This is a genomic window from Enterobacter cloacae complex sp. P15RS, assembly GCF_014895905.1.
Lineage (GTDB): Bacteria > Pseudomonadota > Gammaproteobacteria > Enterobacterales > Enterobacteriaceae > Enterobacter > Enterobacter quasihormaechei.
Map to the genome: position 1 here is coordinate 23,887 of NZ_JADBQL010000011.1, position 26,297 is coordinate 50,183.

At 58.7% G+C, this 26,297-nt stretch carries 30 protein-coding genes; 19 read left to right on the forward strand and 11 right to left on the reverse strand.

The window, feature by feature from the left end:
* Positions 1-77: 77 nt before the first annotated feature.
* Both IM267_RS07055 and IM267_RS07060 read left to right on the forward strand, forming a co-directional pair.
* Positions 78-425, forward strand: coding sequence for a YidH family protein (locus IM267_RS07055; RefSeq protein ID WP_063452060.1), 348 nt, complete (start codon positions 78-80; stop codon positions 423-425).
* Complete coding sequence (locus IM267_RS07060) at positions 415-762, forward strand: DUF202 domain-containing protein (RefSeq protein WP_193033062.1); 348 nt, start codon at positions 415-417, stop codon at positions 760-762. Before IM267_RS07055 ends, IM267_RS07060 begins: the two co-directional genes overlap by 11 nt.
* A 32-nt stretch (positions 763-794) precedes the next feature.
* Here IM267_RS07060 and dsdA read toward each other — a convergent pair whose 3' ends face one another.
* Positions 795-2,081, reverse strand: a complete 1,287-nt coding sequence (gene dsdA, locus IM267_RS07065; protein ID WP_193033063.1) for a D-serine ammonia-lyase — start codon at positions 2,079-2,081, stop codon at positions 795-797.
* 120 nt (positions 2,082-2,201) lie between these two features.
* On the opposite strand from dsdA, the gene dsdC reads away from it, so the two are divergent.
* Positions 2,202-3,116, forward strand: coding sequence for a DNA-binding transcriptional regulator DsdC (gene dsdC / locus IM267_RS07070; RefSeq protein ID WP_226847965.1), 915 nt, complete (start codon positions 2,202-2,204; stop codon positions 3,114-3,116).
* 84 nt (positions 3,117-3,200) lie between these two features.
* Complete coding sequence (locus tag IM267_RS07075) at positions 3,201-4,289, forward strand: cellulase family glycosylhydrolase (RefSeq protein WP_193033065.1); 1,089 nt, start codon at positions 3,201-3,203, stop codon at positions 4,287-4,289.
* Here the strand turns inward: IM267_RS07075 and emrD are convergent.
* The 4 genes from emrD to tisB all read right to left on the reverse strand — a co-directional run bounded on the left by emrD (position 4,192) and on the right by tisB (position 7,048).
* Entirely contained in the window at positions 4,192-5,376 is a 1,185-nt protein-coding gene (gene emrD / locus IM267_RS07080; RefSeq protein WP_107535638.1) for a multidrug efflux MFS transporter EmrD, read from the reverse strand. The genes IM267_RS07075 and emrD overlap by 98 nt on opposite strands.
* Positions 5,377-5,551: 175 nt before the next feature.
* Positions 5,552-6,385 (reverse strand): DMT family transporter, encoded by an 834-nt coding sequence (locus tag IM267_RS07085; RefSeq protein WP_063868642.1) that lies wholly within the window; start codon positions 6,383-6,385, stop codon positions 5,552-5,554.
* A gap of 62 nt (positions 6,386-6,447) precedes the next feature.
* Positions 6,448-6,894 carry a GNAT family N-acetyltransferase gene (locus tag IM267_RS07090; RefSeq protein WP_063868644.1) on the reverse strand — a complete coding sequence of 149 codons (447 nt, stop codon included), beginning with the start codon at positions 6,892-6,894 and terminating at the stop codon, positions 6,448-6,450.
* A 64-nt stretch (positions 6,895-6,958) separates the two neighbouring features.
* On the reverse strand, positions 6,959-7,048 hold the full coding sequence (gene tisB, locus IM267_RS21525) for a type I toxin-antitoxin system toxin TisB (RefSeq protein WP_017383683.1): 90 nt from the start codon (positions 7,046-7,048) through the stop codon (positions 6,959-6,961).
* 487 nt (positions 7,049-7,535) lie between these two features.
* Here tisB and IM267_RS07100 point away from each other — a divergent pair, with 487 nt between their 5' ends.
* The 10 genes from IM267_RS07100 to IM267_RS07145 all read left to right on the forward strand — a co-directional run bounded on the left by IM267_RS07100 (position 7,536) and on the right by IM267_RS07145 (position 16,811).
* Positions 7,536-7,850, forward strand: coding sequence for a type II toxin-antitoxin system HigB family toxin (locus IM267_RS07100; RefSeq protein WP_193033066.1), 315 nt, complete (start codon positions 7,536-7,538; stop codon positions 7,848-7,850).
* Positions 7,850-8,266: a type II toxin-antitoxin system HigA family antitoxin gene (locus tag IM267_RS07105; RefSeq protein WP_063452214.1), complete on the forward strand. Its 417-nt coding sequence runs from the start codon at positions 7,850-7,852 to the stop codon at positions 8,264-8,266. Before IM267_RS07100 ends, IM267_RS07105 begins: the two co-directional genes overlap by 1 nt.
* Positions 8,267-8,412: 146 nt before the next feature.
* The gene (gene ivbL, locus IM267_RS07110) at positions 8,413-8,511 is read left to right on the forward strand and encodes an ilvB operon leader peptide IvbL (protein ID WP_057979964.1); all 99 of its coding nucleotides are present in this window, start codon (positions 8,413-8,415) and stop codon (positions 8,509-8,511) included.
* Positions 8,512-8,617: 106 nt separating this feature from the next.
* On the forward strand, positions 8,618-10,306 hold the full coding sequence (ilvB, locus tag IM267_RS07115) for an acetolactate synthase large subunit (RefSeq protein WP_193033067.1): 1,689 nt from the start codon (positions 8,618-8,620) through the stop codon (positions 10,304-10,306).
* 3 nt (positions 10,307-10,309) lie between these two features.
* The gene (ilvN, locus tag IM267_RS07120; protein ID WP_010426528.1) at positions 10,310-10,597 is read left to right on the forward strand and encodes an acetolactate synthase small subunit; all 288 of its coding nucleotides are present in this window, start codon (positions 10,310-10,312) and stop codon (positions 10,595-10,597) included.
* 123 nt (positions 10,598-10,720) lie between these two features.
* Complete coding sequence (gene uhpA / locus IM267_RS07125) at positions 10,721-11,314, forward strand: transcriptional regulator UhpA (protein ID WP_003861054.1); 594 nt, start codon at positions 10,721-10,723, stop codon at positions 11,312-11,314.
* Positions 11,311-12,816, forward strand: coding sequence for a signal transduction histidine-protein kinase/phosphatase UhpB (uhpB, locus tag IM267_RS07130; RefSeq protein ID WP_193033068.1), 1,506 nt, complete (start codon positions 11,311-11,313; stop codon positions 12,814-12,816). Before uhpA ends, uhpB begins: the two co-directional genes overlap by 4 nt.
* Complete coding sequence (locus IM267_RS07135; protein ID WP_193033069.1) at positions 12,809-14,119, forward strand: MFS transporter; 1,311 nt, start codon at positions 12,809-12,811, stop codon at positions 14,117-14,119. Before uhpB ends, IM267_RS07135 begins: the two co-directional genes overlap by 8 nt.
* Positions 14,120-14,251: 132 nt before the next feature.
* Entirely contained in the window at positions 14,252-15,643 is a 1,392-nt protein-coding gene (gene uhpT, locus IM267_RS07140) for a hexose-6-phosphate:phosphate antiporter (protein ID WP_193033070.1), read from the forward strand.
* A 163-nt stretch (positions 15,644-15,806) separates the two neighbouring features.
* Positions 15,807-16,811 (forward strand): alpha/beta fold hydrolase, encoded by a 1,005-nt coding sequence (locus tag IM267_RS07145; protein ID WP_193033071.1) that lies wholly within the window; start codon positions 15,807-15,809, stop codon positions 16,809-16,811.
* Here IM267_RS07145 and IM267_RS07150 read toward each other — a convergent pair.
* Positions 16,799-17,701: a LysR family transcriptional regulator gene (locus IM267_RS07150; protein ID WP_107534340.1), complete on the reverse strand. Its 903-nt coding sequence runs from the start codon at positions 17,699-17,701 to the stop codon at positions 16,799-16,801. The two genes, IM267_RS07145 and IM267_RS07150, sit on opposite strands and share 13 nt — an antisense overlap.
* A 99-nt stretch (positions 17,702-17,800) precedes the next feature.
* On the opposite strand from IM267_RS07150, the gene IM267_RS07155 reads away from it, so the two are divergent.
* The 5 genes from IM267_RS07155 to IM267_RS07175 all read left to right on the forward strand — a co-directional run bounded on the left by IM267_RS07155 (position 17,801) and on the right by IM267_RS07175 (position 20,703).
* Entirely contained in the window at positions 17,801-18,253 is a 453-nt protein-coding gene (locus IM267_RS07155) for a DUF1198 domain-containing protein (RefSeq protein WP_063452074.1), read from the forward strand.
* A gap of 97 nt (positions 18,254-18,350) precedes the next feature.
* Entirely contained in the window at positions 18,351-18,878 is a 528-nt protein-coding gene (locus IM267_RS07160; RefSeq protein ID WP_131637328.1) for an SRPBCC domain-containing protein, read from the forward strand.
* A gap of 64 nt (positions 18,879-18,942) precedes the next feature.
* Positions 18,943-20,133: a purine ribonucleoside efflux pump NepI gene (nepI, locus tag IM267_RS07165; RefSeq protein ID WP_193033072.1), complete on the forward strand. Its 1,191-nt coding sequence runs from the start codon at positions 18,943-18,945 to the stop codon at positions 20,131-20,133.
* Between the two features lie 56 nt (positions 20,134-20,189).
* Positions 20,190-20,462: a type II toxin-antitoxin system Phd/YefM family antitoxin gene (locus IM267_RS07170; protein ID WP_080329782.1), complete on the forward strand. Its 273-nt coding sequence runs from the start codon at positions 20,190-20,192 to the stop codon at positions 20,460-20,462.
* Positions 20,437-20,703, forward strand: a complete 267-nt coding sequence (locus IM267_RS07175) for a Txe/YoeB family addiction module toxin (protein ID WP_112792470.1) — start codon at positions 20,437-20,439, stop codon at positions 20,701-20,703. The genes IM267_RS07170 and IM267_RS07175 overlap by 26 nt, the downstream gene beginning before the upstream one ends.
* 1 nt (position 20,704) lies before the next feature.
* Here the strand turns inward: IM267_RS07175 and IM267_RS07180 are convergent, their stop codons facing one another.
* The 5 genes from IM267_RS07180 to IM267_RS07200 all read right to left on the reverse strand — a co-directional run bounded on the left by IM267_RS07180 (position 20,705) and on the right by IM267_RS07200 (position 26,291).
* The gene (locus tag IM267_RS07180) at positions 20,705-21,610 is read right to left on the reverse strand and encodes an EamA family transporter (protein WP_193033073.1); all 906 of its coding nucleotides are present in this window, start codon (positions 21,608-21,610) and stop codon (positions 20,705-20,707) included.
* A 134-nt stretch (positions 21,611-21,744) separates the two neighbouring features.
* Positions 21,745-23,124 carry a carbohydrate porin gene (locus IM267_RS07185; protein WP_063868667.1) on the reverse strand — a complete coding sequence of 460 codons (1,380 nt, stop codon included), beginning with the start codon at positions 23,122-23,124 and terminating at the stop codon, positions 21,745-21,747.
* 136 nt (positions 23,125-23,260) lie between these two features.
* Positions 23,261-23,563 (reverse strand): PTS lactose/cellobiose transporter subunit IIA, encoded by a 303-nt coding sequence (locus IM267_RS07190; protein ID WP_193033091.1) that lies wholly within the window; start codon positions 23,561-23,563, stop codon positions 23,261-23,263.
* Positions 23,564-23,568: 5 nt separating this feature from the next.
* Positions 23,569-24,945: a glycoside hydrolase family 1 protein gene (locus tag IM267_RS07195; protein WP_193033074.1), complete on the reverse strand. Its 1,377-nt coding sequence runs from the start codon at positions 24,943-24,945 to the stop codon at positions 23,569-23,571.
* 17 nt (positions 24,946-24,962) lie between these two features.
* Entirely contained in the window at positions 24,963-26,291 is a 1,329-nt protein-coding gene (locus IM267_RS07200) for a PTS cellobiose transporter subunit IIC (RefSeq protein WP_003861036.1), read from the reverse strand.
* Between the last annotated feature and the right edge of the window lie 6 nt (positions 26,292-26,297).

Consider the following 26,297-nt stretch of genomic DNA (forward strand, 5'->3'; position numbering starts at 1 on the left):
TTACCCGATGCCGGTCTCCTTGTCCCCGTTAATTTACGCTATGCTGAAGCCTGCTTCTGGCACGACAAGGAACCTTCATGAACATTTCCCGCCTCGGTGAAGCGCCGGACTACCGCTTCTCACTGGCTAACGAGCGTACATTTTTAGCGTGGATCCGTACTGCCCTGGGCTTTCTGGCCGCAGGCGTTGGCCTTGATCAGCTCGCCCCTGATTTTGCCACCCCGCTGATCCGCGAAGCGCTGTCCCTGCTGCTGTGTCTGTTAGCCGGCGTGTTGGCGATCTACGGCTACCTGCGGTGGCTGCGCAACGAAAAGGCGATGCGTCTGAAGCAGGATCTCCCTTACACGCGCGGTTTGCTTATCATCAGTACGATTTTGCTGCTGGTGGCTGGTATCGTGATGTTACTGGTGTTCTATGCCGGATAGCCGCAAAGCGCGGCGGGAAGCAGACCCCGGGCTTCAGCCGGAGCGTACCTCGCTGGCCTGGCTACGCACGCTGCTGGGGTATGGCGCGCTGATTGCGCTTGCCATTAAGCACAACTGGCACCGCACGGGGATGCCATTCTGGATCTCCATCGTTGTGCTGGCGCTGGTAGCCATTATTTTATGGCGCTATACCCGCAGCCGGAACCTGATGGACGTCGCGCACAGTGATTTCGCACAGCCAGGGGCGGTGCGGGATAAGTTCCTGATCGCCCTGGCCGTGCTGTCCCTGTCGCTGCTGTTTGCGGTAACCCATATTCAACAAATTTTGCATCTGTAGGCCGGGTAAGGCGCAGCCGCCGCCCGGCATAATTACTTCCCTTTCGCCAGATAATTCGCCATCTCGTCATCCGGCACCATGCCGCCGCCGGTTGCCCAGACCAGGTGCGTCGTATTGGCATCTGACTTTATCCGTACCGGCCCCACCATCCCCGCCAGCGCCGACGGCTCCAGGCGAATGCCTTCCTCCTGCGCCAGCCAGCCGAGCAGGTCGTACATGCTCTGATCGGAGAGGGTAAAGAACCCGTCAAGCAGACGCTCCATCGCGCGACCCACGAAGCCGGACGCGCGGCCTACCGCCAGCCCGTCCGCCGCCGTCACGTTATCAATACCCAGATCCTGTACGGCGATCTCATCGTGCAGACCGGTGTGGACACCCAGCAGCATGCATGGCGAGTGCGTAGGCTCGGCGAAGAAACAGTGCACGCTGTCGCCAAAGGCCAGCTTCAGGCCAAACGCCACGCCGCCGGGCCCGCCGCCGACGCCGCACGGCAGATAGACGTTTAGGGGATGTTCAGCGTCCACCACGCGCCCCTGTGCGGCAAACTGCGCTTTCAGGCGCTCGCCCGCCACCGCATAGCCCAGGAACAGCGTGCGGGAGTTCTCATCGTCAATAAAGAAGCAGTTCGGATCGCTTTCCGCTGCTTTGCGCCCTTGCTCCACCGCCACACCGTAATCCTGCTCGTATTCCACGACGGTCACGCCGTGGCTGCGCAGCCTGGCTTTTTTCCATTCACGGGCGTCGGCAGACATATGCACCGTGACCTTAAAGCCGATGCGCGCGCTCATGATGCCGATGGACAGCCCAAGGTTGCCGGTTGAGCCCACGGCGATGCTGTACTGGCTGAAGAAGTCCTTGAAGCGCGGCTCCAGCAGAATGCTGTAATCGTCATCCAGCTTGAGCAAGCCTGAGGCCAGCGCCAGTTTTTCCGCGTGAGCCAGCACCTCATAAATGCCGCCGCGCGCTTTAATGGAGCCGGAAATAGGCAGATGGCTGTCTTTTTTCAGCAGCAGCGTGCCGGGGATCGTTACGCCACATTCCTGCTCCAGACGCGTTTTCATTGCCGGAATGGCGACCAGTTCAGATTCAATAATTCCGCCCGCTGCCGCCGTTTCCGGGAAGGCTTTCGCCAGATACGGCGCGAAGCGTTCCAGGCGCGCGTGGGCGTCGTCAACGTCGGCTTTGGTCAGCCCGACATAGGGCAACCCTTCAGCCAGCGTCGTGGTACGCGGGTTGAGCCAGGTGGTTTCTTTCAGGGCAATCAGATCCTCAACCAGAGGAAACCGTGCGGTTAACGCGTTGATCGTTGCGCTTTTCATCGTCCATCTCTTCGCAAGGGGTTCATCCGGTATTAAGCATAAAAAAGAGGCATACTGACAAATGATATAAATTGCGTTTCAGGTGAACCAGATTGAACCAACCACGAAGAGATGAGGGCGATGGTGGAAGATAAGCGGCGGCTAAACGGCTGGCAGCTGTCCAAAATGCATACCTTTGAAGCGGCTGCCCGGTATGAATCTTTTGCGCTGGCAGCCGCTGAGCTGTCCCTGACCCCCAGCGCGGTAAGCCACCGCATCAGCCTGCTGGAAGACGAGCTGGGCATTCAGCTGTTTACACGCTCGCACCGTAAAGTTGAGCTGACGCAGGAGGGGAAGCGCGTGTACTGGACGCTAAAATCCTCGCTCGACGCGCTGAACCAGGAAGTACTGGACATTAAAAACCAGGCGCTGTCGGGCACGCTGACGGTTTATTCCCGTCCGTCGATCGCCCAGTGCTGGCTGGTGCCGATGCTTGGCGACTTTACCCAACGCTATCCGTCTATTTCGCTGAACGTGCTGACGGGCAATGAAGACGTGAATATGCAGCGAACGGGCGTCGATCTGGCGCTCTATTTCGATGATTCACCGCCGAAGCAGCTCGGTTATCACTACCTGATGGATGAAGCGATCCTGCCGGTCTGCTCACCGGAATATGCCAGGGAGCACGCGCTGGTGCAAAATCCCGATAACCTTCACCGCTGTACGCTGCTCCATGACCGTCAGGCCTGGAGCCACGATTCCGCCACGGATGAATGGTCAAGCTGGGCGACGCATTTTGGCGTGAATATGCCGCCCTCATCCGGGATTGGATTCGACCGTGCGGATCTGGCGATTATTGCCGCGACGCACCACGCCGGCGTTGCGATGGGGCGAAAAAGGCTGGTGCAAAAGCATCTCGCGCGCGGCGAGCTGATTGCTCCTTTCGGCGAAAAGACGCTTAAATGTCATCAGCACTACTACGTCTCAACGCTTTCGGGCCGGCAATGGCCAAAAATTGACGCCTTTATCGGCTGGCTGAAAGAGCGGGCGAACTGAAGAATTATTACGCTTTGGCTCTACACCAAATGCGAAAAAGCGTGCTAAATACAGGCTAACGATTTGATTTTCGCAAGGTGCGACGTGCTGAAGCCTTTCATTGTCACCGTGTTAGCGATCGCTTCCGGCTGGGCCTGTGCCGCTGAGCCGCCGCTGACGGCTGCCCGTTACGCGCAGATGCTGGGTGTCGGGATGGACGTCGACTGGGCCCGCACCGAGCGCGGTATCCGCGAGTTTGATCCGCTGGTGGTCCGTGATTTTCGGGCGAAAGGCATACGTCATGTCCGCATTCGGGTGGCGGGCGAACCCACGGAAGCGCGACTGATTCACCTGCGCAAGCTGGTGGAGGCCTGCGAGCAATACGGCATCATCCCCATCGTCGCTTATCAGGCAGATGAATATAAAAACGACCCGAAAACGGATACCGAAAAAGCGGTGATTGATTGGTGGATTGCCGTGGCGCATTATTTTAGTCAGCGTTCACCGTTGCTGGGCTTTGACCTGATCTACGAACCGGCGGACAAGCTCAACCACAACATGGTTTCCCTCAACCGGGTGTATGAGAAAGCGATCAAAGGCATTCACGCCATTGATGCCAGCCGCATGATTTTTATCGCACCTCGCCTGCGCGCCGCGCCGGAGGATTTATCCAGCCTGAAGCTGCCCGCGCACAGCCAGAATTACCTGCTGGCAGAGTGGCATATTTTCCCGTGGGGTCCGCTGAAAACGAACGGCAAATACCCGTGGACGTCCGGAACCGCGGCGGAGAAAACGGCTATTCGCAACCGAATCAACGCCGCCCTGCGCTGGCAACAAAAAACCGGGCACGTGAGTTGGGTAGGTGGCTGGGGTGTGGGCGAGTCGAAAACCCTGACGCCAACCGCCTCGCAAATGGCGTTTGCCACGTTTATGGCGTGCCAGCTGCAAAAGGCTGCTATTCCGTATGCGATAAACGCCGATGTTCAGTTTTATGACGGGGAAGAGGGGGCGTGGCGTCCTGCGCCAGAGCGGCTATTGCAGGCGATGATTGCGCCCGGGTGTGAAAAGCCCGGCGAGAAGCCGGGCCATCATGCGGTTAAACAGGCTGTTCGTGATGCGAGACACGCGACGCCAGCGGCAGCCAGCACAGCAAAATCAGCAGCCCCATCAGGGTCATCAGCAAGCCTAAACTAGCCTGCCCGGTCTGCGGCATCATCGCGGAGAGCCAGGCGAGCGCGCCGGAACCAATATTCTGCAAACCGCCCACCAGGGCACCAGCGGTACCCGCGAGGAACGGGAACGGCTCCATTGCGCCGCTGGTGGCGAGCGGGAACAGCATGCCCGCGCCGAAGAAGAACAGCGCCGCCGGGACGAGCAACGTCCAGACCGACATCACGTCAAACAGCCCCGGGATCCACATCATCAGCCCGGCCAGCAGGCAGCTAATCACGGCCTGCCACATCAGCGTGGAGAAGCGTTTGTTCGGACGTCCGGCGAACCATGCGCCGAAGAACGCCGCCGGGATCGGCAGAATAAACAGGATACTCACCACCATGCTGCTCAGGCCAAGGCCTGCGCCCAGCAGCACGCCGGAACAGGCTTCGAACACGGCAATGCCCGCCAGGCCGCCAATCAGCATCAATAAATAACAGGTAAACGACCCGTTGCCGAACAGCGTTTTATAGCTGGCGATAAGCTTCGTACGCGGCGCGTCCTGCGGACGTGTTTCCGGCATCCAGCGCGCCATGCTGAAGGTGACGATCGCGCACAGCACCAGCAGGAAGGCGTAACAGGCGCGCCAGGACCACACGGTGTCCAGCAGGCCACCAATCAGCGGCGCGAGCAGCGGGCTCACCAGAATACCCATGTTTAACAGGCTGTTGGCGTGACGGAGCTGGGTGCCTTGATACATATCTCGCGGCAGGGTACGCGCCATAACCCCGCCGACGCCGGTGCCAACACCCTGGAGAGCGCTGGCGGCAATCAGTACGGTCAGGCTATGGGTGGTAATGGCAATGACCGTCGCCACCATGAAAATGCTCATGCCCACCAGAATGACCGGGCGACGCCCGACGCGATCGGACAGGGGACCATAAACCAGCTGTGAAACGCCATAGGTCAGCAGGTAGGCTGCCATCACGCTCTGTACCGCCCCTTCGCGGACGTTTAGATCTTTTGCCATATCGGCAATCGCCGGAATATAGATGGTTTGCGCCATCTGCCCGACGGCCACCAGTAACACCAGCATCAACAATAAGTTCACGTTCCGTTGCTTTTTCATGTCGCTGAATACTTTTGCCAAAAGAGAGAAATAAAGAATAAGTGACTACGCATTCCCATAAATGCGCGAGGAATCTACCACAGTGAGATGACAATTTAAGCATTACTGTGATGAATGACAGAGGGCGTGAAGGCAGGATTTGTAAACAAGATCGGCAACTAATGTTGCCAGCGAATTACGCCAGACGCAGCAGGACCGCACCGGCGGCTATACCCAGCGCCGCCGCGATGCGCAGGCCAGCAACTTTCTCTTTTAAAAGCACAAATGCGATTAATGCGCCGAAGAGAATCGAGGTTTCACGCAGCGCCGCGACCACCGCCAGCGGCGCCTGCGTCATCGCCCAAAGCGCCAGACCGTAAGATCCCATCGTCCCGACGCCGCCGAGTAGCCCCTTTTTCCAGTGCAGGCGCAGATAGGCTGACGCCTCACGGCGGCGGGCTACCATCGCCCAGCTCAGCAGGCAGAAGCCGTTCATGAAGAAGGTCCAGAGCGTGTAGCCCAGCGCCGAGTCTGATAACCGCACGCCGGTGCCGTCCACCAGCGTATACCCGGCGATAAAACAGGCGTTCAGCAGTGCCAGCCAGATCCCCTTGCGCGACTGCATGCGGCCATTCATCGCCATCGCCAGAATTGACAGGCAAATGACGCCGATACCGGACCAGGCGAGCCAGGAGAGATGGTCCCCGAGCGCCAGCACGCTGATCAGCGCCACCAGCAGCGGGGCGGTACCGCGCATCAGCGGATAGGTCTGGCTCATGTCGGAGACCTGATAGGTTTTTGCTACCAGTACCGTATACACCACCTGTAACGCGCAGGAGACGAACAAATAAGGCCAGCTTGCAGCCGTCGGCTGGGGAGAGAAAGGCAGTAAAATCAGGGCAATAAGCGCGGCTGAACCGCTGACGCCAATCGCAGAGTAGAGCTTGTCCGTTCCGGCCTTAACGATGGCGTTCCAGCTGGCATGCAGCAGTGCGGCGAACAGTAAAATGCAGAAAACGGTGATGGTCATGGCGTTTCAAATGGTGAAATGTCATCCAACTGTAACATTCACCCTTCGATGCTGCCAGACGCTTACACTGCGCAAAAAAGGCGGTGCGTGACCCGGGGTTCGTCTGACACCAGCCTGAAGCCCGCCCGATGATAAAATCCGTACGCAGTTTCCGGCGCATGGGTATTAAGAAAATCAAACCAGATGCTGGCATCCGCCATCACCACGGTCAAAAGCTGCTTTCCAATGCCCAGCCCGCGGCACTTTTCGCTGACATAGAGATGACGAATACGTCCGGCGCGCGGCTGCTGGCTGAACGGATCGCGATTAAGACCGCACACGCCCACCAGCTTGCCGTTAAGAAACGCCCCCAGCAGCTTTTCACCCGGGGCATTAAAGCGGTTTTCACCCCGCTGCCAGTTCTCTTCCAGCCTGCGCAGCATGTTGAAATTCAACGCGATACTCTCGGCCTTCAGGGCGATATAGCCCGGCTCATCAGGCGTAACAGGCTCAATTAACAGACGCGACATAGCATTCCCTCGTTATTAAAGAGGGGCGGTTGCCCGCCCCTCTCAGGTGCGACTTGAACCTGAATCACCGAACGTATTTCAGGACAGCATCAAGCAGTTGCAATACAGCAACAATGAGTTTGAGGACAAGTATGACCATATCCACGACGCTCATACGCGTCTCCTTTTGGTTAAAAGGAGCACGATGCTGGCGTACCTTTCCGCCGCCTGTGGCCAGCACCTGGATTGACGTAACACAGTGTGCTCACTTCAGGGGTTAAGGCACTGACGGCACCACCCGTTTCAGCCAGGACTTCGTTGCGCCGGTAAACTGCGGCCCCCTCGCTCACTGCGAACACCCTCAGTATAGATAAATACTGTATGCATGAACAGTATTTTATGGACAAAATTTGGAAGGCGATCCATACTCAAAAACGTCAAAATCCGTGCCGGAATTGCGCGTTCGTCTTCGATCGCGTATACTTTTCGCGTTGACGTAACACAGTGTGTTCTGCGGCGACCAACCGCAAAACCCTGAAAAAAACCTCGCTTAGGCGGGGTTTTTTGTTTTCTGAGGTTAGACAAAAAATTGACGGGCGTTGACATATTGGCAATGCATGTTATTGTTGCCATTATGGCAACGGACGCGGCAGGCATGCAGTATGCATTTAATCTCAATGAAGGCAGTTTGTGAGGCGGTAAGCCAGTTTCCACAATACAGGGATGAACTTCTCTTTTTGGGAAGAGTTATCGAAAAAAGCCATTGCCCGACGCCTGCTGCGCTAAGAAAACTGTTTCCAACGCTGGATAACTTCAAGTATCTCGATAAGCATTATGTTATTGATATTGCAAATAACAATCTCAGAGTAGTGGCTCTCATTTTCTTTGAAAGCCAAAAGTTTTATGTGCGCCATGTTTTTACTCATAAGGAATATGACCGTTTTACGGAGAAACATCGCACTAAGGGGAAGAAATGATGATCGTTGCTGATGCACTAAAAGCTACGCATGACCTTGTTGCGGCTGTTCCTCTGCTGGGTGAACATCCTAACGAGAAGGATTACCAGGACGCACTTGAGCTGGTTGAGTATCTGCTCATGCATGAACCTGGCAGCCCTTTACTGGATATTGTATGTGCGAGAATCAGCCGCTACGAAGCAAACCGGCCTGAAATTGTCGCGCTACGCCAGGAGATGGAATCTGTTCCCGTGGGGATTGCGGTGTTAAGAACGCTTATGGATCAGCACAAACTCACTATTTCGGATTTTCAGGATGAAATAGGCAGTAAATCAATGGTTTCAAGGGTACTCAATGGGCAGCGTCAGCTCACACTGAACCATATAAAAAAACTGGCGGCCCGCTTTGGCGTTTCGCCTGCGCTGTTTATTGAGTGAGATAAAAGCCTTTTTATGGTTTCATCACCCAACAAACGAAACGTGATCCCTGACGCATTTTTGCGCAGATGAAAATATTTCCATTGTCACGCCCGAAAACCTGTGTTTGTATAAATTCAATCAATGATTCTAAACACAGGTCCCCAATGACTTCATCCATCTTCACTTCGACCCTACTAAAAACTGCGCAACCAGCCGCAGTGGTCGTCGTGCGTGTGGTGGTGGTCGTCGGCAATGCGCCGTAGGGACTGGATCAACACACGAATCCAAAACCCCGCCGGCGCAAACCGGGCGGGGTTTTTCGTTTAGGACCCTCCCCGGAAGGCTGGCTCAGAAGAAAAGGACTGGAGCATGGCAAGTTCGGGCACAACATCCACAAAGACGCGTTTTACAGGCGCGCAGCTGATTGTTCATTTACTGGAACGGCAGGGCATCACCACGGTTGCGGGTATCCCGGGTGGAACCGTGCTGCCGCTGTATGATGCGTTAAGTCAAAGCACACAGATCCGCCACGTGCTGGCGCGTCACGAGCAGGGAGCCGGTTTTATCGCTCAGGGCATGGCGCGTACCCAGGGCAAACCTGCGGTGTGTATGGCCTGTAGCGGGCCGGGCGCCACTAATCTGGTGACCGCCATCGCCGACGCGCGTCTCGACTCCATTCCGCTCATCTGCATTACCGGCCAGGTCCCGTCCTCGATGATCGGCACCGATGCGTTCCAGGAAGTGGACACCTACGGCATCTCTATCCCCATCACCAAACATAACTATTTAGTTCGCGATATCAGCGAGCTGCCTCAGGTGATCAGCGATGCGTTCCGCATTGCGCAGTCTGGCCGCCCGGGTCCGGTGTGGATAGACATTCCTAAGGACGTACAGACCGCAGAGATCGAGATCGACGTGCTGCCTGCGCCGGGCGAGCGTGCCCCCGCACCGGAATTCAGCGCTGAGAGCGTGCGCGACGCCGCAGCCATGATTAACGCCGCCAGACGTCCGGTGCTCTATCTGGGCGGCGGGACGATTAACGCCGCGGATGAAATCCGTGCGTTCGCGGAAAAGGCCAGCCTGCCGACCACGATGACCCTGATGGCGCTGGGCATGCTGCCCAAAGCGCACCCATTGTCTTTAGGGATGCTGGGCATGCACGGCGCGCGCAGCACCAACTACATCCTGCAAGAGGCGGATTTGCTGATTGTTATGGGTGCACGTTTTGATGACCGGGCTATTGGCAAAACCGAGGAGTTCTGCCCGAACGCCAAAATTATTCATGTGGATATCGACCGCGCCGAGCTGGGTAAAATCAAGCAGCCGCACGTGGCGATTCAGGGCGACGTGGCCGACGTGCTGGCGCAGCTGATCCCGCAGACGGACGCAGCTGACCGCGCCGACTGGCGCCAGCTGGTGGCCGATCTGCAACGCGAGTTCCCGGGCGCCATCCCAACCGAGGGCGACCCGCTGAGCCACTACGGGCTGATCAACGCCGTGGCCGCCTGCGTGGACGACAGCGCGATCATCACCACCGACGTCGGCCAGCACCAGATGTGGACCGCGCAGGCCTATCCGCTGAACCGCCCGCGCCAGTGGCTGACCTCCGGCGGCCTCGGCACCATGGGCTTCGGCCTGCCGGCGGCAGTAGGCGCGGCGCTCGCCAACCCGGACCGCAAGGTTATCTGCTTCTCCGGCGACGGCAGCCTGATGATGAACATTCAGGAAATGGCGACCGCGGCCGAAAACCAGTTAGACGTGAAAATCATCCTGATGAACAACGAGGCGCTGGGCCTGGTGCACCAGCAGCAGAGCCTGTTCTACAAGCAGGGCGTGTTTGCCGCGACCTATCCGGGGACGATCAACTTCATGCAGATTGCCGCCGGTTTTGGCCTGCACACCTGCGATCTGAACGCCGAAGACGATGCCCACGCGGCGTTGCAGGAGGCGATTGCTCGTCCGGGCCCGGCGCTGATCCACGTGCGTATCGACGCGCAGCAAAAAGTGTATCCGATGGTGCCGCCGGGTGCGGCCAATACTGAGATGGTGGGGGAATAAGCCATGCAGAAACAACACGATAACGTCATTCTGGAACTCACCGTCCGCAACCACCCTGGCGTGATGACGCACGTCTGCGGGCTGTTTGCCCGCCGGGCGTTTAACGTCGAAGGTATTTTGTGTCTGCCGATTCAGGGCAGCGAGCACAGCCGCATCTGGCTACTGGTCAACGACGACCAGCGTCTGGAGCAGATGATGGCGCAGATCGACAAGCTGGAGGACGTCACCAAAGTGGCGCGCAACCAGTCCGATCCCACCATGTTTAACAAAATTGCGGTGTTTTTCGAGTAAATCACTTAAGGTAAGAGGCTTTTGCCGGATGACGCTGCGCTTATCCGGCCTACAAGGACGTTACGCGTAGGCCGGATAAGGCGTTTACGCCGCCATCCGGCATTTCAGACCGCAGGAACACACATGACCACCATCGCTCTCATCGACGACCACCTTATCGTCCGCTCCGGCTTTGCCCAGCTCCTCAACCTCGAACCGGATTTTCAGGTTGTGGCCGAGTTTGGCTCCGGGCGCGAGGCGCTGGCGGGCCTGCCGGGGCGCGGGGTGCAGGTCTGTATCTGCGACATCTCGATGCCGGATCTCTCCGGGCTGGAGCTGTTGAGCCAGCTGCCGAAAGGGATGGCGACGATCATGCTCTCGGTCCACGACAGCCCGGCGCTGGTCGAGCAGGCGCTCAACGCGGGCGCGCGCGGCTTCCTCTCTAAACGCTGTAGCCCGGACGAGTTGATTGCCGCCGTGCGCACTGTCTCTACCGGCGGCTGCTACCTGACGCCGGATATCGCCATCAAGCTGGCGGCCGGACGGCAGGATCCGCTCACCAGACGCGAGCGCCAGGTGGCGGAGAAGCTTGCCCAGGGCATGTCGGTAAAAGAGATTGCCGTAGAGCTGGGCCTGTCGCCCAAAACCGTACACGTTCATCGCGCCAACCTGATGGAAAAACTCAACGTCAGCAACGACGTTGAGCTGGCGCGCCGCATGTTTGACAGCTGGCAATGAGTTCCGCTTTTTCACGGCTGATCGCCGTCGCTGCCAGCTTTTTTATCTTCTCCGCCGCGTGGTTTTGCCTGTGGAGCATCAGCCTGCACCTGGTGGAACGCCCGGAGCTGGCGGTGCTGCTGTTTCCCTTTGGCCTGCGTCTGGGATTAATGCTCCAGTGCCCGCGCGGATACTGGCCCGTTTTGCTAGGCGCGGAGTGGCTGATGCTGGTCTGGCTGGCGCAGGAGGTGGCCCTCGCGCATCTTCCCTTATTGATGACCGGAAGCCTGCTCACGCTTCTCCCCGTTGCCCTGATTTCCCGCTATCGTCACCAGCGCGACTGGCGCACGCTGCTGCGTCAGGGGGCGGCGCTGATTGCCGCCGCGCTGTTGCAGTCTCTGCCGTGGATGGGCGAAAAGGAGGTGCTCAACGCCCTGCTGCTGACCCTGACCGGGGGACTGACGCTGGCCCCGACCTGCCTTGTGATCTGGCACTACCTCACCAGCACCGTCTGGCAGCCGCTCGGCCCGGCGCTGGTCTCCCAGCCGGTGAACTGGCGCGCCCGGCACCTGATCTGGTATTTGCTGCTGTTTGTTGTGAGCCTGTGGCTACAGCTGGGTCTGCCCGCTGAATTATCGCGCTTCACGCCGTTTTGTCTGGCGCTGCCGATTATCGCTCTGGCCTGGCACTACGGCTGGCAGGGCGCATTGATCGCCACGCTGATGAATGCCATCGCGCTGATCGCCAGCCAGACCTGGCACGATCATCCGGTGGATCTGCTGCTCTCGCTGCTGGCCCAGAGCCTGACCGGGCTGCTGCTCGGGGCGGGCATTCAGCGTCTGCGTGAGCTGAACCAGTCCCTGCAAGCCGAGCTGGCGCGCAACCGTCGTCTGGCGGAGCGTCTGCTGGAAACCGAGGAGAGCGTGCGTCAGGAAGTGGCTCGCGAGCTGCACGACGATATCGGCCAGACCATTACCGCCATCCGCACGCAGGCGGGCATCGTCCAGCGTCTGGCGGCGGATAACGCGGGCGTGAAGCAGGGCGGGGCGCATATCGAACAGCTTTCGCTGGGCGTCTATGATGCCGTTCGCCGCTTGCTGGGACGGCTGCGTCCGCGCCAGCTTGATGACCTGTCGCTGGAGCAGGCGATACGCTCCCTGATGCGTGAGATGGAGCTCGAAAGCCGCGGCATTGTTAGCCATCTCGACTGGCGTATTAACGAACCTGCGCTGAGCGAAGGCCAGCGCGTGACGCTGTTCCGCGTCTGTCAGGAAGGGCTGAACAACATCGTCAAACACGCCAATGCCAGCGCGGTGACGATCCAGGGCTGGCAGCAGGACGAGCGACTGATGCTGGTGATAGACGACGACGGCTGCGGCCTGCCGCCGGGCTCCGGCCAGCAGGGGTTTGGCCTGGCGGGGATGCGCGAGCGCGTCAAGGCGCTGGGCGGCACGCTGAACCTTTCCTGCACCCACGGGACGCGCGTCAGCGTCAGCCTGCCGTTAAGGACGCATCATGTTTAAAACGCCCGCCAGCGTAGCCCCGTTAAGCAACAAAGCGGAAATCGACGCCCGCTACCGCTACTGGCGTCGCCATATCCTGATCACCATCTGGCTCGGCTACGCCCTGTTCTACTTCACCCGCAAAAGCTTCAACGCCGCCGCGCCGGAAATCCTCGCCAGCGGCGTGATGACGCGCACCGATATCGGCCTGCTGGCGACGCTGTTTTACATCACCTACGGCCTGTCGAAGTTCTTCTCCGGCATCGTCAGCGACCGCTCCAACGCGCGCTATTTTATGGGCGTTGGGCTGATCGCCACCGGCGTGGTGAACATCCTGTTCGGCTTTTCCACCTCGCTATGGGCCTTTGCCCTGCTGTGGGCGCTGAACGCCTTTTTCCAGGGCTGGGGCGCGCCGGTCTGCGCCCGCCTGCTCACCGCCTGGTACTCGCGCAACGAGCGCGGCGGCTGGTGGGCAATATGGAACACCGCGCATAACGTCGGCGGGGCGCTGATCCCGATGGTGGTGGGGGCTGCCGCGCTGCACTACGGCTGGCGCACGGGGATGATGATTGCCGGTGCCCTCGCGATTGTCGCCGGGCTGTTCCTCTGCTGGCGCCTGCGCGACAGGCCGCAAACCGTCGGCCTGCCTGCGGTGGGCGACTGGCGGCACGACGAGATGGAGATCGCCCAGCAGCAGGAGGGCGCCGGGCTGTCCCGCCAGGAGATCCTCACCAAATACGTGCTGAAAAATCCGTACATCTGGCTGCTGTCCCTCTGCTACGTGCTGGTCTACGTGGTGCGCGCGGCCATCAACGACTGGGGCAACCTGTACATGTCCGAGACGCTGAGTGTGGATCTGGTCACCGCCAATTCGGCGGTCACAATGTTCGAGCTGGGTGGGTTTATCGGCGCGCTGGTAGCGGGCTGGGGATCGGACAAGCTGTTCAACGGCAACCGCGGCCCGATGAACCTGATTTTTGCCGCCGGGATTTTACTCTCTGTGGGCTCGCTGTGGCTTATGCCGTTCGCCAGTTACGTCATGCAGGCGGCGTGCTTCTTCACCATCGGCTTTTTCGTCTTTGGCCCGCAGATGCTGATCGGCATGGCGGCGGCGGAGTGCTCGCACAAAGAGGCGGCAGGCGCGGCGACGGGCTTTGTCGGGCTGTTTGCCTACCTCGGCGCGTCGCTCTCCGGCTGGCCGCTGGCGCGGGTGATCGACATCTGGCACTGGAGCGGATTCTTCGCGGCGATCGCCATCGCGGCGGGCATCTCGGCCCTGTTGCTGCTGCCGTTTTTGCACGCTCAGGCGCCGCGCGAAGCGTGACGCGCCTCACCTTTTGTTGCCGAGTGGCGCAAAACCAGGAAATTTTCCCGGTTTCACCTGGACGCTGTCTCAGGCATCTCTCCCGGCTGATTTTTACAATGCTGCAAAAATCAGCTCAGGAGTAAACCAACCATGCTGGCCTTCTTAAACCAGGTGCGCAAGCCGACCCTGGATCTGCCGCTCGACGTGCGGCGCAAGATGTGGTTCAAACCGTTCATGCAGTCTTATCTGGTGGTCTTCATCGGCTACCTGACCATGTACCTGATCCGCAAAAACTTTAACATCGCGCAGAACGACATGATCTCCACCTACGGGCTGAGCATGACGCAGCTGGGGATGATTGGCCTGGGCTTCTCCATCACCTACGGGGTGGGGAAAACGGTGGTGTCCTACTACGCGGACGGCAAAAACACCAAGCAGTTCCTGCCGTTTATGCTGATCCTCTCCGCCATCTGTATGCTCGGCTTCAGCGCCAGCATGGGCGCGGGCTCCGTCAGCCTGTTCCTGATGATTACTTTCTACGCCCTGAGCGGTTTCTTCCAGAGCACCGGCGGGTCGTGCAGCTACTCCACCATCACCAAATGGACCCCGCGCCGCAAGCGGGGTTCGTACCTGGGCATGTGGAACATCTCCCACAACCTCGGCGGGGCGGGAGCGGCAGGCGTGGCGCTGTTTGGCGCGAACTACCTGTTCGACGGCCACGTGATCGGCATGTTTATCTTCCCGTCGATTATCGCCCTGATCGTCGGCTTTATCGGTCTGCGCTTCGGCAGCGACTCCCCGGAATCCTACGGCCTCGGCAAAGCGGAAGAGCTGTTCGGGGAGGAGATCAGCGAAGAGGACAAAGAGACCGAAGAGAACGAGATGTCCAAATGGCAGATCTTTGTTGAGTACGTGCTGAAAAACAAAGTGATCTGGCTGCTGTGCTTCTCAAACATCTTCCTGTACGTGGTGCGCATCGGCATCGACCAGTGGTCAACGGTGTATGCCTTCCAGGAGCTGAAGCTCTCTAAAGAGGTGGCGATTCAGGGCTTCACCCTGTTCGAAGTGGGCGCGCTGGTCGGCACGCTGCTGTGGGGCTGGCTCTCCGACCTCGCCAACGGCCGTCGCGCGCTGGTGGCCTGCGTCGCGCTGGCGCTGATTATCGCCACGCTCGGCATCTACCAGCACGCCAGCAACCAGTACGTTTACCTGGCGTCCCTGTTCGCGCTCGGCTTCCTGGTGTTTGGCCCTCAGTTGCTGATTGGCGTGGCGGCCGTAGGGTTCGTGCCGAAAAAAGCGATCGGCGCCGCCGATGGGATTAAAGGCACCTTCGCCTACCTGATCGGCGACAGCTTCGCCAAGCTGGGCCTGGGGATGATCGCCGACGGCACGCCGATTTTCGGCCTCACCGGTTGGGCGGGCACCTTCGCGGCGCTGGATGCGGCAGCGATTGGCTGTATCGTCCTGATGGCGATGGTCGCGGTGCTGGAAGAACGTAAAATTCGCCGCGAGAACCGCGCGCAGAAATTAAAAGCGGCCTGAGTGTGCAGGTAACGTCTTTGCCCGGTGTGTGATGCCGGGCTTTTTTTATTTGCTCGTCCTACCTTTACTCCGCTTTACACATTCGCTCCTCTCCATGCTCTACAGTGTTTTTTGCTGCCGCCTTTCGTGCAGCCTTAGCCCCTTTTGCTAACGGAGAGCTTGCATGTTAACCCGACGATTGTCCTGCCTGGCGCTGCTGATGGCGCTGGCGTCCCCCGCAATGGCCGCGGATGCCCCCACCTACGGCGAGAAGCTGGAAGGTTTCGACTACGGCTGGCCGGTAAAACACTTTACCTTTACCTCGCAAAACCAGCCTCTGGATATGGCTTACCTGGACGTGAAGCCGGAAAAACCCAACGGACGTACCGTGGTGCTGATGCACGGCAAAAATTTCTGCGCCGGTACCTGGGACGGCACGATCCGTGCGCTGTCGGCCAGCGGGTATCGCGTGATCGCACCCGACCAGATCGGCTTCTGTAAATCCACCAAGCCGGACCATTATCAGTACACCTTCCAGCAGCTGGCGGACAACACCCACGCGCTGCTCACATCGCTTGGCGTCGATCGCGCGACGGTTATCGGCCACTCGACCGGCGGCATGCTGGCAACCCGCTACGCGCTAATGTGGCCGCAGCAGGTAGAGCAGCTGGTGATGGTGAACCCGATTGGCCTGGAAGACTGGAAAGCCCGCGGCGTGCCGCATATCACGGTTGACCAGTGGTACCAGCGCGAGCTGAAGGTCAGCGCCGACGGCATTCGTCAGTACGAGAAAAACACCTACTACGCCGGGGAGTGGAAGCCGGAATACGAACGCTGGGTCACCATGCTTGCCGGGCTGAACAACGGGCCGGGTAAAGCGCGCGTGGCGTGGAACTCGGCGCTGCTCTACGACATGATCTACACCCAGCCGGTTATCTATGAATTTAGCGACCTGAAGATGCCGGTATTATTGATGATCGGCACGAAGGACAACACCGCCATCGGGAAAGACCTCGCCCCGCCGGAGATCCGCAAGACGCTCGGCAACTATGCGGTGCTGGGGAAAGAGACGGCGAAGCGCATTCCGCACGCGACGCTGGTTGAGTTTAACGACATGGGCCACGCGCCGCAGATGCAGGATCCTGAGCGCTTCCACGAGGCGCTGCTGAAAGGGCTTCAGGCGCGCTGACTGGTTTCCAGCAACAGCCCGCGCAGCCACGCCTGCGCGGGGTTGCGGTGCGTTCTGCCGTGCCAGGCCATGCTTTTGGTAAAGCCGGGTACGGGAATCGGTGTCTCGCAGACGAACATCCCCGTCTGGTTTTCCGCGATGCGTGACGGCACGACGGCAATCATATCGCTGAGGGCCAGCACGTCCGGCAGCACCAAAAAGTTGCTCACCGATAACCCCACGTGCCGCATGCGGCCAATTTTCTCCAGCGCGCTATCCGTTACGCCACGAAAACCATCGCCCTCGTAAGAGACGAGTACATGCTCCAGGGCGCAAAAACGGTCTAACGTGATTGGTTTTCCGGCATCCGGATGGTCGGCACGCATCATGCAAACATACCGTTCATCATAAAGCGCACGGCTGTGAAGCTCATCTGGCGTGGTGTGCGGAGTGATCAGCGCCACGTCAACGCTGCCCTGTTCAAGCTGGCTGACCAGGCGACCCGGTTCCACGGGCACGACTCGCACGCGGACAGAGGGAGCCTGCACCTTAAGGGCGGCGATAAAGGGTACGACGACCGCACGCAGGGCGTAGTCAGTCGCGGCGAGGGTGAAGGTGAGCGCTGCGGTGATAGGGTCAAACGCCACGGGCTGAAGCAGCATGTCGATATCAGCGAGAATGCGCTTCACCGGAGCGGCTAACGCTTCGGCGCGCGTGGTTGGCACCATCCCGTGCGGCGCACGAATAAACAGCGGATCGTCAAAGTAATCCCGCAGGCGGTTGAGCATGCCGCTCACCGCAGGCTGGGTCAGTGCAAGACGCCCCGCCGCGCGGGTGACGCTGCGCTCGTCCAGCAGGGCATCCAGCGTTTTCAGCAGGTTAAGATCCAGCGTGCGCAGATCCGCTTTCATGACGTTTTTCCACCTCTTTTCCGTTCACTATTATGGCGCTGCCCGCTGTCGACGCGCTGCGTTTCCCGCTATGATGAGCGGCTAGTCTAAGGAGAACGCATGGTCTGGATAATGCTGGCAACGCTTGCCGTGGTGTTTGTGGTTGGATTTCGTGTCCTGACTTCAGACTCCCGCCGCGCCATCAAACGTTTAAGCGAGCGGCTGGGGATCACCCCGATGCCGGTCGAGTCGATGATTGACCAGTTCGGTAAAACGCCGGGCAATGAGTTTATCCGCTACCTTGAACGCCCCGACGAGGCGCATCTGCAAAATGCCGCGCAGGTGCTACTGATCTGGCAGGTCTGCATCGTCGATGGCAGCGAAGAAAATCTGCATACCTGGCACCGTATGCTGCGTAAGGCTCGCCTTGCCGCACCCATTACCGATGCGCAGATTCGCCTCGCGCTCGGCTTTATGCGCGAAATAGAGCCCGATCCGCAGGAGCTTAACGCCTTCCAGCTGCGCTACAACCAGCTCTTCCTGCCGGAAGAGGGTGTGTTTTATCTGCACTGATATCACGAATCGTGATGAAGAGTATAAAGCATCGTCATTAGATTTATACCACTCGCGGGGGCACCATCATCTCATCCACTAACTGATGAGGTGAACCATGAAACAATCCGCCATTATCTGGCCGAACGACTACCTGCCGGGTACCACCGATAACTTTGCATCTAACGAAATCATTGTTGCCGGGCTGAGCGCGAAAGAAGTCTGGGCGCAGCTCAACGACACCTCCCTCTGGCCGGGCTACTACAGCAATGCCGAAGACATTCGTTTTCACGACGGCAGCGGCCCGGCGCTGAGCGCTAACGCCCGCTTTCGCTTCACCACCTTCGGCTTCCCGGTTGAAGCGCAGGTGACGGAGTATGTTCCGCCGACGGACGGTGAAGCTGCGCGCATTGCCTGGCACGGCTGGGTGGAAGGGGATGCGAATTCTCGTCTGGATGTGATCCACGCCTGGCTGTTTGAAGATCTTCCGGGAAACCGCGTGCGCATTCTGACGCAGGAATCGCAGAAAGGCGTGCCGGCGCAGGAGCTTGCTCGCACCGTGCCGAACCCGATGATTAACGGGCACCAGGAGTGGATCGTCGGGCTGGCAAATGCGGCGATGCAAGAAAAGTTGTCAAATCGTTAAATCCGTCACACTTTTGATGATAAACTGCGCGACTTTTCCGCACGTTTTTATCTCAGGTGATGCCATGACAGAACATATCCAGCCCACGACCCCGCCGCAGGCCAAAGAGGTGTCTCGCCCCAACTGGTCGGCGGTTTTCTCCGTGGCGTTCTGCGTCGCCTGCCTGATCACCGTTGAGTTTCTGCCGGTGAGCCTGCTGACGCCGATGGCGCAGGATCTGGGCATTTCCGAAGGCGTGGCGGGGCAATCCGTTACCGTTACCGCCTTTGTGGCGATGTTCGCCAGCCTGTTTATCACCCAGGCGATTGGCACTATTGACCGTCGTAAAGTGGTCATCCTGTTCAGCGTGCTGCTGACGCTCTCCTGCCTGCTGGTCTCTTTCGCTGAAAGCTTCACCCTGCTGCTGCTGGGTCGCGCCTGCCTGGGGCTGGGATTAGGCGGCTTCTGGGCGATGTCGGCCTCGCTGACCATGCGCCTGGTGCCCGCGCGCACCGTGCCAAAAGCGCTGTCCGTTATCTTCGGCGCGGTCTCCATCGCGCTGGTGATCGCCGCGCCGCTGGGCAGCTTCCTCGGCGGGATTATCGGCTGGCGTAACGTGTTCAACGCGGCGGCGGTGATGGGCGTGCTGTGCATTATCTGGGTGTGGAAAGCGCTGCCGTCCCTGCCGGGCGAAGCGGCACACCACAAACAGAACATGTTCGCGCTGCTCAAGCGTCCGGGCGTGCTGGCGGGGATGACCGCCATCTTCATGGCCTTTGCCGGGCAGTTTGCCTTCTTCACCTATATTCGCCCGGTCTATATGACCATGGCGGGCTTTGACGTGGACGGCCTGACGCTGGTGCTGCTGAGCTTTGGTATCGCCAGCTTCGTCGGCACCTCGCTGTCGTCCCAATTCCTGAAGCGCTCCCTGAAGGTGGCGCTGGCGGGTGCGCCGTTGGTGCTGGCGATCAGCGCTGCGGTGCTGGTGCTGTGGGGCAGCGATAAGTGGGTTGCGTCGGCGATTGCGATTGTCTGGGGCTTTGCGTTTGCGCTGGTGCCGGTGGGCTGGTCGACGTGGATCACCCGCTCGCTTGCCGATCAGGCGGAAAAAGCCGGGTCGATTCAGGTGGCAGTGATCCAGCTGGCGAACACCTGCGGCGCGGCGGTGGGCGGCGTGGCGCTCGACCATCTGGGGCTGACGTCACCGCTGGTGATTTCCGGCACGCTGATGCTGCTGACCGCGCTGCTGGTGGCGGGGAAGGTTAAGGCGCGCTGATTGATTAATAGTCACCCTATCGATATACTTGTACCGTAACTTGTACAGGAGGAGATATGCAGGTTGTGACGTTTACCGAAGCACGAAGCCGACTCAAAGATGTGTTGGACGACGTGAATGACAACGTGGAGACCACCATCATCAGCCGCCGAAACGGGGGGGATGCGGTGGTGATGTCTTTACAGCACTACAACTCAATGATGGAAACCATCCATCTGATGAGTTCGCCTGCCAATGCCAGTCGACTGATGGAGTCAATCGCACAGGTCAACACCGGAAAAACCACGCAGAGGGATTTGATAGATGACCAGGCTACTGATTTGGACTGATAACGGCTGGGATGATTACCTGTGGTGGCAGGAGCAGGATAAGAAAACGCTTCGCAGAATCAATAAATTGATTGAAGATGCGAAGCGTCAACCCTTCGATGGCCTGGGTAAGCCGGAACCGCTTAAAGGTAACCTTTCCGGATACTGGTCCCGTCGAATCAATGATACTGACCGTCTGGTTTACGGGGTGTCGGATAGCGCTCTCACTATTTTAATGTGCCGCTATCATTATTCTTCGTAGATCATGCCGATGCCTTCACCCGTCTTCTCGAATCCATCGAAATCAGCACTACCGACGACACAATCAACAGCGTCCCCAGCCAGTCAGGCAGGGTGAACGCCACGCCCAGCAACACCACCGACAGCAGCGCACTGCTCAGCGGCTCGGCGCAGCTCAGAATGCTCGCCTTCGGCCCGCCGATCATCTGCGCGCCCTTCAGATACAGGCTGAACGTCAGCGCCGTGCCGATCACCACCAGGTAGAAAAACGCCAGCAGCAGGCCGCCGTCGATGGCGAAGGTTGTTCCGCGTCCGGCGTAGAACGGCGTCAGCATCAGTCCCGCAATCAACATGCTCCAGCCGACAATGGGCAGCGTGCCGTAGCGGGCGATCAGCGTCGACGGATAGGTGGTGTAAAACGCGGCGGCAAACGCCGAGGCGATGCCGAAGAACAGCGCGGCAGGGGAGATGGAGAGCGAGGTCGGGTCGCCGTGGGTCACCAGCAGGAAGGTGCCGATCAACGACGTGAAAATCGCGGACAGGACAAATACGCCGGGACGCGTTTTCCGCGCCAGGGCGAACCACGCCACGATAATGGTCGGCGACAGGAACTGGAGCACGGTCGCCGTAGCAGCGTTGGATTTTTCAATCGTCAGCAGGAAGGTAAGCTGCACGGTAAGCGCGCCGACCAGCGAGAAAAACAGCAGGCTGAGGGCGTCCTTGCGGTTTTTGATGACCGCGAAAATTTTGTCGCCGTGAACGAAGGAGAGCGTCAGCAGGATCACGCCGGTAAACAGCAGGCGAACCATGGTCAGGTAAGGCGAAGAAATGTGGCTTTTCTCCATGATGTACTGCGCACAAACGCCGGAACTGCCCCATAAAACGGCGGCTATCAGGACGTTCAGCATCCCTTTGCGTGTGGAACCCATGTTCTCCCCTGTTATGTTGGTTTTTTTGTAGCATAACATGGGATCTTGCCGGGTGGCGCTACGCTTACCCGGCCTACAAAACCTTGTAGGCCCGTGCAAGCGCAGCGCCGCCGGGCGAAACAAACGGCACTGTATTAGAACCACGCCTCCCACATCGCGCCGACGTTGAAGTCGTCGAGGGTCTCGTCTTTGGTGTTGTTTACGCGCGCGGTGCGTTCATTATCCACCTTGCCGCCGGTCACGTAGAAGCGCAGCATCGGGCGGAACTCCGGCCCCATGGCGATAGACATGTTCTGCGACAGGGTCAGCTTCCAGCCCTTGTTGTCGCCGCCGTTGTCATAATCAACGTGCTGCCAGCCCGCTTCCAGCCAGGTGGAGTGAACGTCGTTCCACCAGTGCATCGGGCGCACGATGGCGTTGTAGTTCTTGCGGTTGTCGGCGTCATCGCGGCTGTTGTCATAGTCGTGGAAGGCGAGGATGTACTCCACCTGCGTAGCCTGGGTGAATTTATACAGCCCTTCGAAGCTGGCGTAGACCGTGGTCAGGTCTTCGGTTTTGTTGAACACGCTGTTGTCCGCGTTATCGGAGTAGCGGGCGATCACCTTGTTCACGCCGCTGTCGTTGGTGTGGCTCAGCACCACGCCGCCCTGCCAGGCGTTCAGACGCTCGTCGCTCTCAACGGCTTTAGAGTCGAAGCCGTAGTTGGCGTACAGCTCCATGTCGATCGGGCCGAGCTTCATGCCGTGAATTTTGGAGGTCGCGGCGTAGTTGCCCTTGTCGCCCGTGCCGGAACCGCCGGTACAGGTGATGCGCGACGGGTTCGCTTCGTCTTCCATCACTTCCGGGCTACAGGATTCGACCGCCGCCACGGCAGCCACGTCAAACTGCACGCCGCCAATGTCGAAGTTCTTCACCCCGGCGCCCTGGCCGTCGTGGTTCATCCAGAAGTAATCGTTAATGCCCTGCTGCGGACGCTGGTGAAAGTCACGACCGGCCCAGAAGTAGGCGTTCGGGTTGGAGGCCATAATGTTGGTCACGCCCGCGTAGGCTTTCTTCAGGTTAACTTCGTCGCCCCAGTGGTCGATCATCACGTTGATGTCCCAGATGGCGCCGTTGTCCCCTTTGAAGGCCTTGGAGAGCTGGAATTCACCGCCGTTGCCTTCGTTACCCAGACGACCAATCGCGGACGCGCCGTTGTAGGAGCCGTCCACCGCCACGTATTTCTGATCGGCGGCCTGGAAGTGCGCGCCGTAGCGGGCATAGCCGGTAAATTTCACCCCGAACGGGATCGCCATATCCGGAGACTGCGCCGCGCTCTGCGGCTCGGTGATGACGTCCGCTTTTTTCGCGACCGCCGCATCCATTTTGGCCTGACGCTCGGCCAGGGCTTTATCTACCGCTTTCGCCACAATGGCGTCGATTTGCTCCTGGGTAAATTCTTGTGCGAGGACGGAAATTGGGCACAGCGCGGCGATAACCGCCATGGTTAATGGAAGTTTTTTAATCGTATTCATGGTTATCTCAATATAGTTTAATTTTATTCAGACAATAACCATCCCGCTCCGATCTGACAGAGTATGTCGCTATCATCAGAACAAGTGGATCTCTATTTAGGGTACAGAGGTATTACAGTAATTAATTCGCCATAGACTATCTCTGATATAAATGAATAATTTCTTCAGATAATTCACGCGCCAGCAGGGAATTCATTAAATGATCCTGGGCGTGCACCATAATTAACGTCATCGGCTGGCGGGCTTCGCCCGCATCCTGCTCGATCAGTTTGGTCTGCATCTTGTGCGCCTGGCGCGCGTAGCCGTCGGCTTCGCGCAGCAGGCTTTTGGCTTCATCAAGGTTACCCTGGCGCGCCGTGTGCAGCGCTTCAAAGCACAGGCTGCGGGACTGCCCGGCGTTGACGATAATTTCCATTACGGCTTCTTCTAGTGCGATCATCATTATTACTCTTTTTCAAAACTATTATTTAAGGCAGTGGCAGCAAACCACTCGCCGCTTTTCTTCATAGTGCGCTGCTGCGTCTCTAAATCGAGCTGGATAAAACCGTAGCGGTTTTTATAGGCATTACACCACGACCAGTTATCAATAAACGTCCACATATGGTAGCCAAGGCAATTGCACCCTTCGCTAATCCCTTTATGCAGCCACGATAAATGCTCTGAAATAAACTCGATGCGGTATTGATCGTTAATCTGACCATGTTCTATAAAGCGCTGTTCATTTTCGACGCCCATGCCGTTTTCCGAAATAAAGCAGCGAGGGTTACCGTAATTGTCGCGCAGGTTAACCAGAATATCGTAAATACCCGGCGCGTAGATTTCCCAGCCGCGGTACGGGTTCATCTTGCGGCCCGGCATCTCGTAGTTATCAAAGAACCACTCCGGCATAAACGGCGCCTGCGGGTTCACCGCGCTGTCGCGACACTTCACGCGACGCGGCTGATAGTAGTTCACGCCGAGCAGGTCGATTTTTCCTTCCGCAATCAGCGCGCTGTCTTCCGGCTTGCAGGCAGGCAGCTGGTCGTACGCCTTCAGCAGCGCCACCAGGTCCGCCGGATATTCCCCGCGCAATACCGGGTCAAGGAAGCTGCGGTTAAACATCAGGTCTGCGATGTGCGCGGCCTTCACGTCCGCCGGGTTCTGCGAACGCGGATACGACGGCGTCAGGTTCAGCACGATGCCGATCTCCCCCGCGTAATGACCGGCGCGGTAGGCCTGAACCGCCTTCGCGTGGGCCAGCACGGTGTGATACGCCACGGCCGCTGCCCGACGAAAATCCACCACGTTCGGGTAGTGGAAGTCGTACAGATAACCGCCCTCTACCGGCACAATCGGCTCGTTGAAGGTAAACCAGTGCAGCACGCGATCGCCAAACAGCTCGAAGCAAATCTGCGCATAGCGGGCGTAAGCGTTCACCACGTCACGGTTTTCCCAGCCGCCGATCTCCTGCATCGCCATCGGCATGTCGAAATGGAACAGGGTCATAAACGGCGTGATGCCCTGTTCATTCAGCTCATCAATGACCTGATTGTAAAAATCGACCGCTTCCGGGTTCACTTCACCGATACCGTCGGGGATCAGGCGCGCCCAGCTAATCGAGGTGCGAAAGCTGTTGTGGTTCAGCTGTTTTAACAGCTGAATATCCGTTTTCCAGTGCTGATAAAACGTGGAGGTCTGCTGCGGCCCCACGCCGTTGTGAAAACGGTTCGGCTCGCGGGCAAACCAGTAATCCCACGTGGTTTCCCCCTCTCTTGCCCCTTCGGTCTGGAGAGCGGAGCTGGCGCTGCCCCACCAGAAGTTATCGGGAAATGCGTATTTCATGACTCTTCCTCTTTGACTTAATTGCTTGTGGCTTCAGCGGCACCCACGGTTGCAGCCTGCGCTTTTTGCTCTTCGTTTTTGATGAGCGTACGTTCGTAGGCGCGCAGGAACGGCAGGTACATCAGCGCCGACATCACCATGCAGACGAGGCACATCACCACCGGGCTGAGCGCCCAGTTCGCCGCCCACGAGGCGCCAATCGGCGCGGGCGTGGTCCACGGGGTTAACGACACCACCTGCGCCAGCCAGCCGAGCTTCGTCGCGCCGTACGCCAGGCAGGCGTTGACCAGCGGAACAAACACAAACGGGATAAACAGCATCGGGTTCATGATGATCGGCGCGCCGAACAGAATCGGTTCGTTGATGTTAAAGAAGCTTGGCACAACGCCCATTTTGCCGATGGTGCGCAGGTGCGTAACGCGGCTGCGCAGCAGCAGGAACGCCAGCGGTAGGGTTGAGCCTACGCCGCCAATCAGCAGGTAGTGGTCCCAGAAGCCTTGCAGATAAACGTGCGGCAGCGCAGCGCCCGCCGCCAGTGCCGCCTGGTTTGCCGAGAGGTTCGCCATCCAGAACGGGTTCATGATGCCGGTGACAATCAGCGACCCGTGAATACCGGCAAACCAGAAGATCTGGCACAGCAGCACGGAGAGCAGAATCGCGGGCAGGGAGTCAGACGCCGAGACCAGCGGCTCCAGCAGATGCATGATCGCCTGCGGGATAATCATGCCGGTCTGCGCTTCAATGAACAGGTTCAGCGGGTGCAGCGTCCCGATCACCACCATCACCGGGATCAGGATCTCAAACGAACGCGCCACGCCGGTTGGCACTTCCTTCGGCAGGCGGATGGTGACGTTGTTCTGCTTCAGCCACGCATAGACGCGGGTAGAGTAAATCGCAGTAATCAGCGCGGTGAAAATGCCCTGACCAGAGAGGTACTGCGTGGAGATTTTGCCGTCGGCATACGGCGCGGCGACCAGCAGGAAAGCCATAAAGGCCAGCAGGCCGGACATCACCGGGTCGAGGTTAAACTGACGCCCCAGGCTCGCGCCAATCCCCACCGAGATGAAGAACGTCATTACCCCCATGCTGAGGTTAAACGGCAGCATCAGCTGTTCGCGGTAGGTCTCGGAAAAGTCCAGCCAGCCGCGGGCGAAGCTGTTGGTGGTATCCGCCGAAAACGGCGGGAAGATAAACACCAGCATAAATGAGCCGATGATCATGAACGGCAGCGCGGCGGTAAAGCCGTCGCGGATGGCAATCACATACTTTTGCTGACCCAGCTTCGCGGCCAGCGGGGTAATTGATTGCTCAATGACCGCGACCATAGATTGATATAACGAACTCATGTGAAC

What these genes read in the sequence shown, in the direction of transcription:
- IM267_RS07055 (WP_063452060.1), top strand. Translation starts at nt 78, where the DNA reads ATGAACATTTCCCGCCTCGGTGAAGCGCCGGACTACCGCTTCTCACTG.
- IM267_RS07060 (WP_193033062.1), top strand. Translation starts at nt 415, where the DNA reads ATGCCGGATAGCCGCAAAGCGCGGCGGGAAGCAGACCCCGGGCTTCAG.
- dsdA (WP_193033063.1), bottom strand. Translation starts at nt 2,081, where the DNA reads ATGAAAAGCGCAACGATCAACGCGTTAACCGCACGGTTTCCTCTGGTT.
- dsdC (WP_226847965.1), top strand. Translation starts at nt 2,202, where the DNA reads ATGGTGGAAGATAAGCGGCGGCTAAACGGCTGGCAGCTGTCCAAAATG.
- emrD (WP_107535638.1), bottom strand. Translation starts at nt 5,376, where the DNA reads ATGAAAAAGCAACGGAACGTGAACTTATTGTTGATGCTGGTGTTACTG.
- IM267_RS07085 (WP_063868642.1), bottom strand. Translation starts at nt 6,385, where the DNA reads ATGACCATCACCGTTTTCTGCATTTTACTGTTCGCCGCACTGCTGCAT.
- IM267_RS07090 (WP_063868644.1), bottom strand. Translation starts at nt 6,894, where the DNA reads ATGTCGCGTCTGTTAATTGAGCCTGTTACGCCTGATGAGCCGGGCTAT.
- tisB (WP_017383683.1), bottom strand. Translation starts at nt 7,048, where the DNA reads ATGAGCGTCGTGGATATGGTCATACTTGTCCTCAAACTCATTGTTGCT.
- IM267_RS07100 (WP_193033066.1), top strand. Translation starts at nt 7,536, where the DNA reads ATGCATTTAATCTCAATGAAGGCAGTTTGTGAGGCGGTAAGCCAGTTT.
- IM267_RS07105 (WP_063452214.1), top strand. Translation starts at nt 7,850, where the DNA reads ATGATCGTTGCTGATGCACTAAAAGCTACGCATGACCTTGTTGCGGCT.
- ivbL (WP_057979964.1), top strand. Translation starts at nt 8,413, where the DNA reads ATGACTTCATCCATCTTCACTTCGACCCTACTAAAAACTGCGCAACCA.
- ilvB (WP_193033067.1), top strand. Translation starts at nt 8,618, where the DNA reads ATGGCAAGTTCGGGCACAACATCCACAAAGACGCGTTTTACAGGCGCG.
- ilvN (WP_010426528.1), top strand. Translation starts at nt 10,310, where the DNA reads ATGCAGAAACAACACGATAACGTCATTCTGGAACTCACCGTCCGCAAC.
- uhpA (WP_003861054.1), top strand. Translation starts at nt 10,721, where the DNA reads ATGACCACCATCGCTCTCATCGACGACCACCTTATCGTCCGCTCCGGC.
- uhpB (WP_193033068.1), top strand. Translation starts at nt 11,311, where the DNA reads ATGAGTTCCGCTTTTTCACGGCTGATCGCCGTCGCTGCCAGCTTTTTT.
- IM267_RS07135 (WP_193033069.1), top strand. Translation starts at nt 12,809, where the DNA reads ATGTTTAAAACGCCCGCCAGCGTAGCCCCGTTAAGCAACAAAGCGGAA.
- uhpT (WP_193033070.1), top strand. Translation starts at nt 14,252, where the DNA reads ATGCTGGCCTTCTTAAACCAGGTGCGCAAGCCGACCCTGGATCTGCCG.
- IM267_RS07145 (WP_193033071.1), top strand. Translation starts at nt 15,807, where the DNA reads ATGTTAACCCGACGATTGTCCTGCCTGGCGCTGCTGATGGCGCTGGCG.
- IM267_RS07150 (WP_107534340.1), bottom strand. Translation starts at nt 17,701, where the DNA reads ATGAAAGCGGATCTGCGCACGCTGGATCTTAACCTGCTGAAAACGCTG.
- IM267_RS07155 (WP_063452074.1), top strand. Translation starts at nt 17,801, where the DNA reads ATGGTCTGGATAATGCTGGCAACGCTTGCCGTGGTGTTTGTGGTTGGA.
- IM267_RS07160 (WP_131637328.1), top strand. Translation starts at nt 18,351, where the DNA reads ATGAAACAATCCGCCATTATCTGGCCGAACGACTACCTGCCGGGTACC.
- nepI (WP_193033072.1), top strand. Translation starts at nt 18,943, where the DNA reads ATGACAGAACATATCCAGCCCACGACCCCGCCGCAGGCCAAAGAGGTG.
- IM267_RS07170 (WP_080329782.1), top strand. Translation starts at nt 20,190, where the DNA reads ATGCAGGTTGTGACGTTTACCGAAGCACGAAGCCGACTCAAAGATGTG.
- IM267_RS07175 (WP_112792470.1), top strand. Translation starts at nt 20,437, where the DNA reads ATGACCAGGCTACTGATTTGGACTGATAACGGCTGGGATGATTACCTG.
- IM267_RS07180 (WP_193033073.1), bottom strand. Translation starts at nt 21,610, where the DNA reads ATGGGTTCCACACGCAAAGGGATGCTGAACGTCCTGATAGCCGCCGTT.
- IM267_RS07185 (WP_063868667.1), bottom strand. Translation starts at nt 23,124, where the DNA reads ATGAATACGATTAAAAAACTTCCATTAACCATGGCGGTTATCGCCGCG.
- IM267_RS07190 (WP_193033091.1), bottom strand. Translation starts at nt 23,563, where the DNA reads ATGATCGCACTAGAAGAAGCCGTAATGGAAATTATCGTCAACGCCGGG.
- IM267_RS07195 (WP_193033074.1), bottom strand. Translation starts at nt 24,945, where the DNA reads ATGAAATACGCATTTCCCGATAACTTCTGGTGGGGCAGCGCCAGCTCC.
- IM267_RS07200 (WP_003861036.1), bottom strand. Translation starts at nt 26,291, where the DNA reads ATGAGTTCGTTATATCAATCTATGGTCGCGGTCATTGAGCAATCAATT.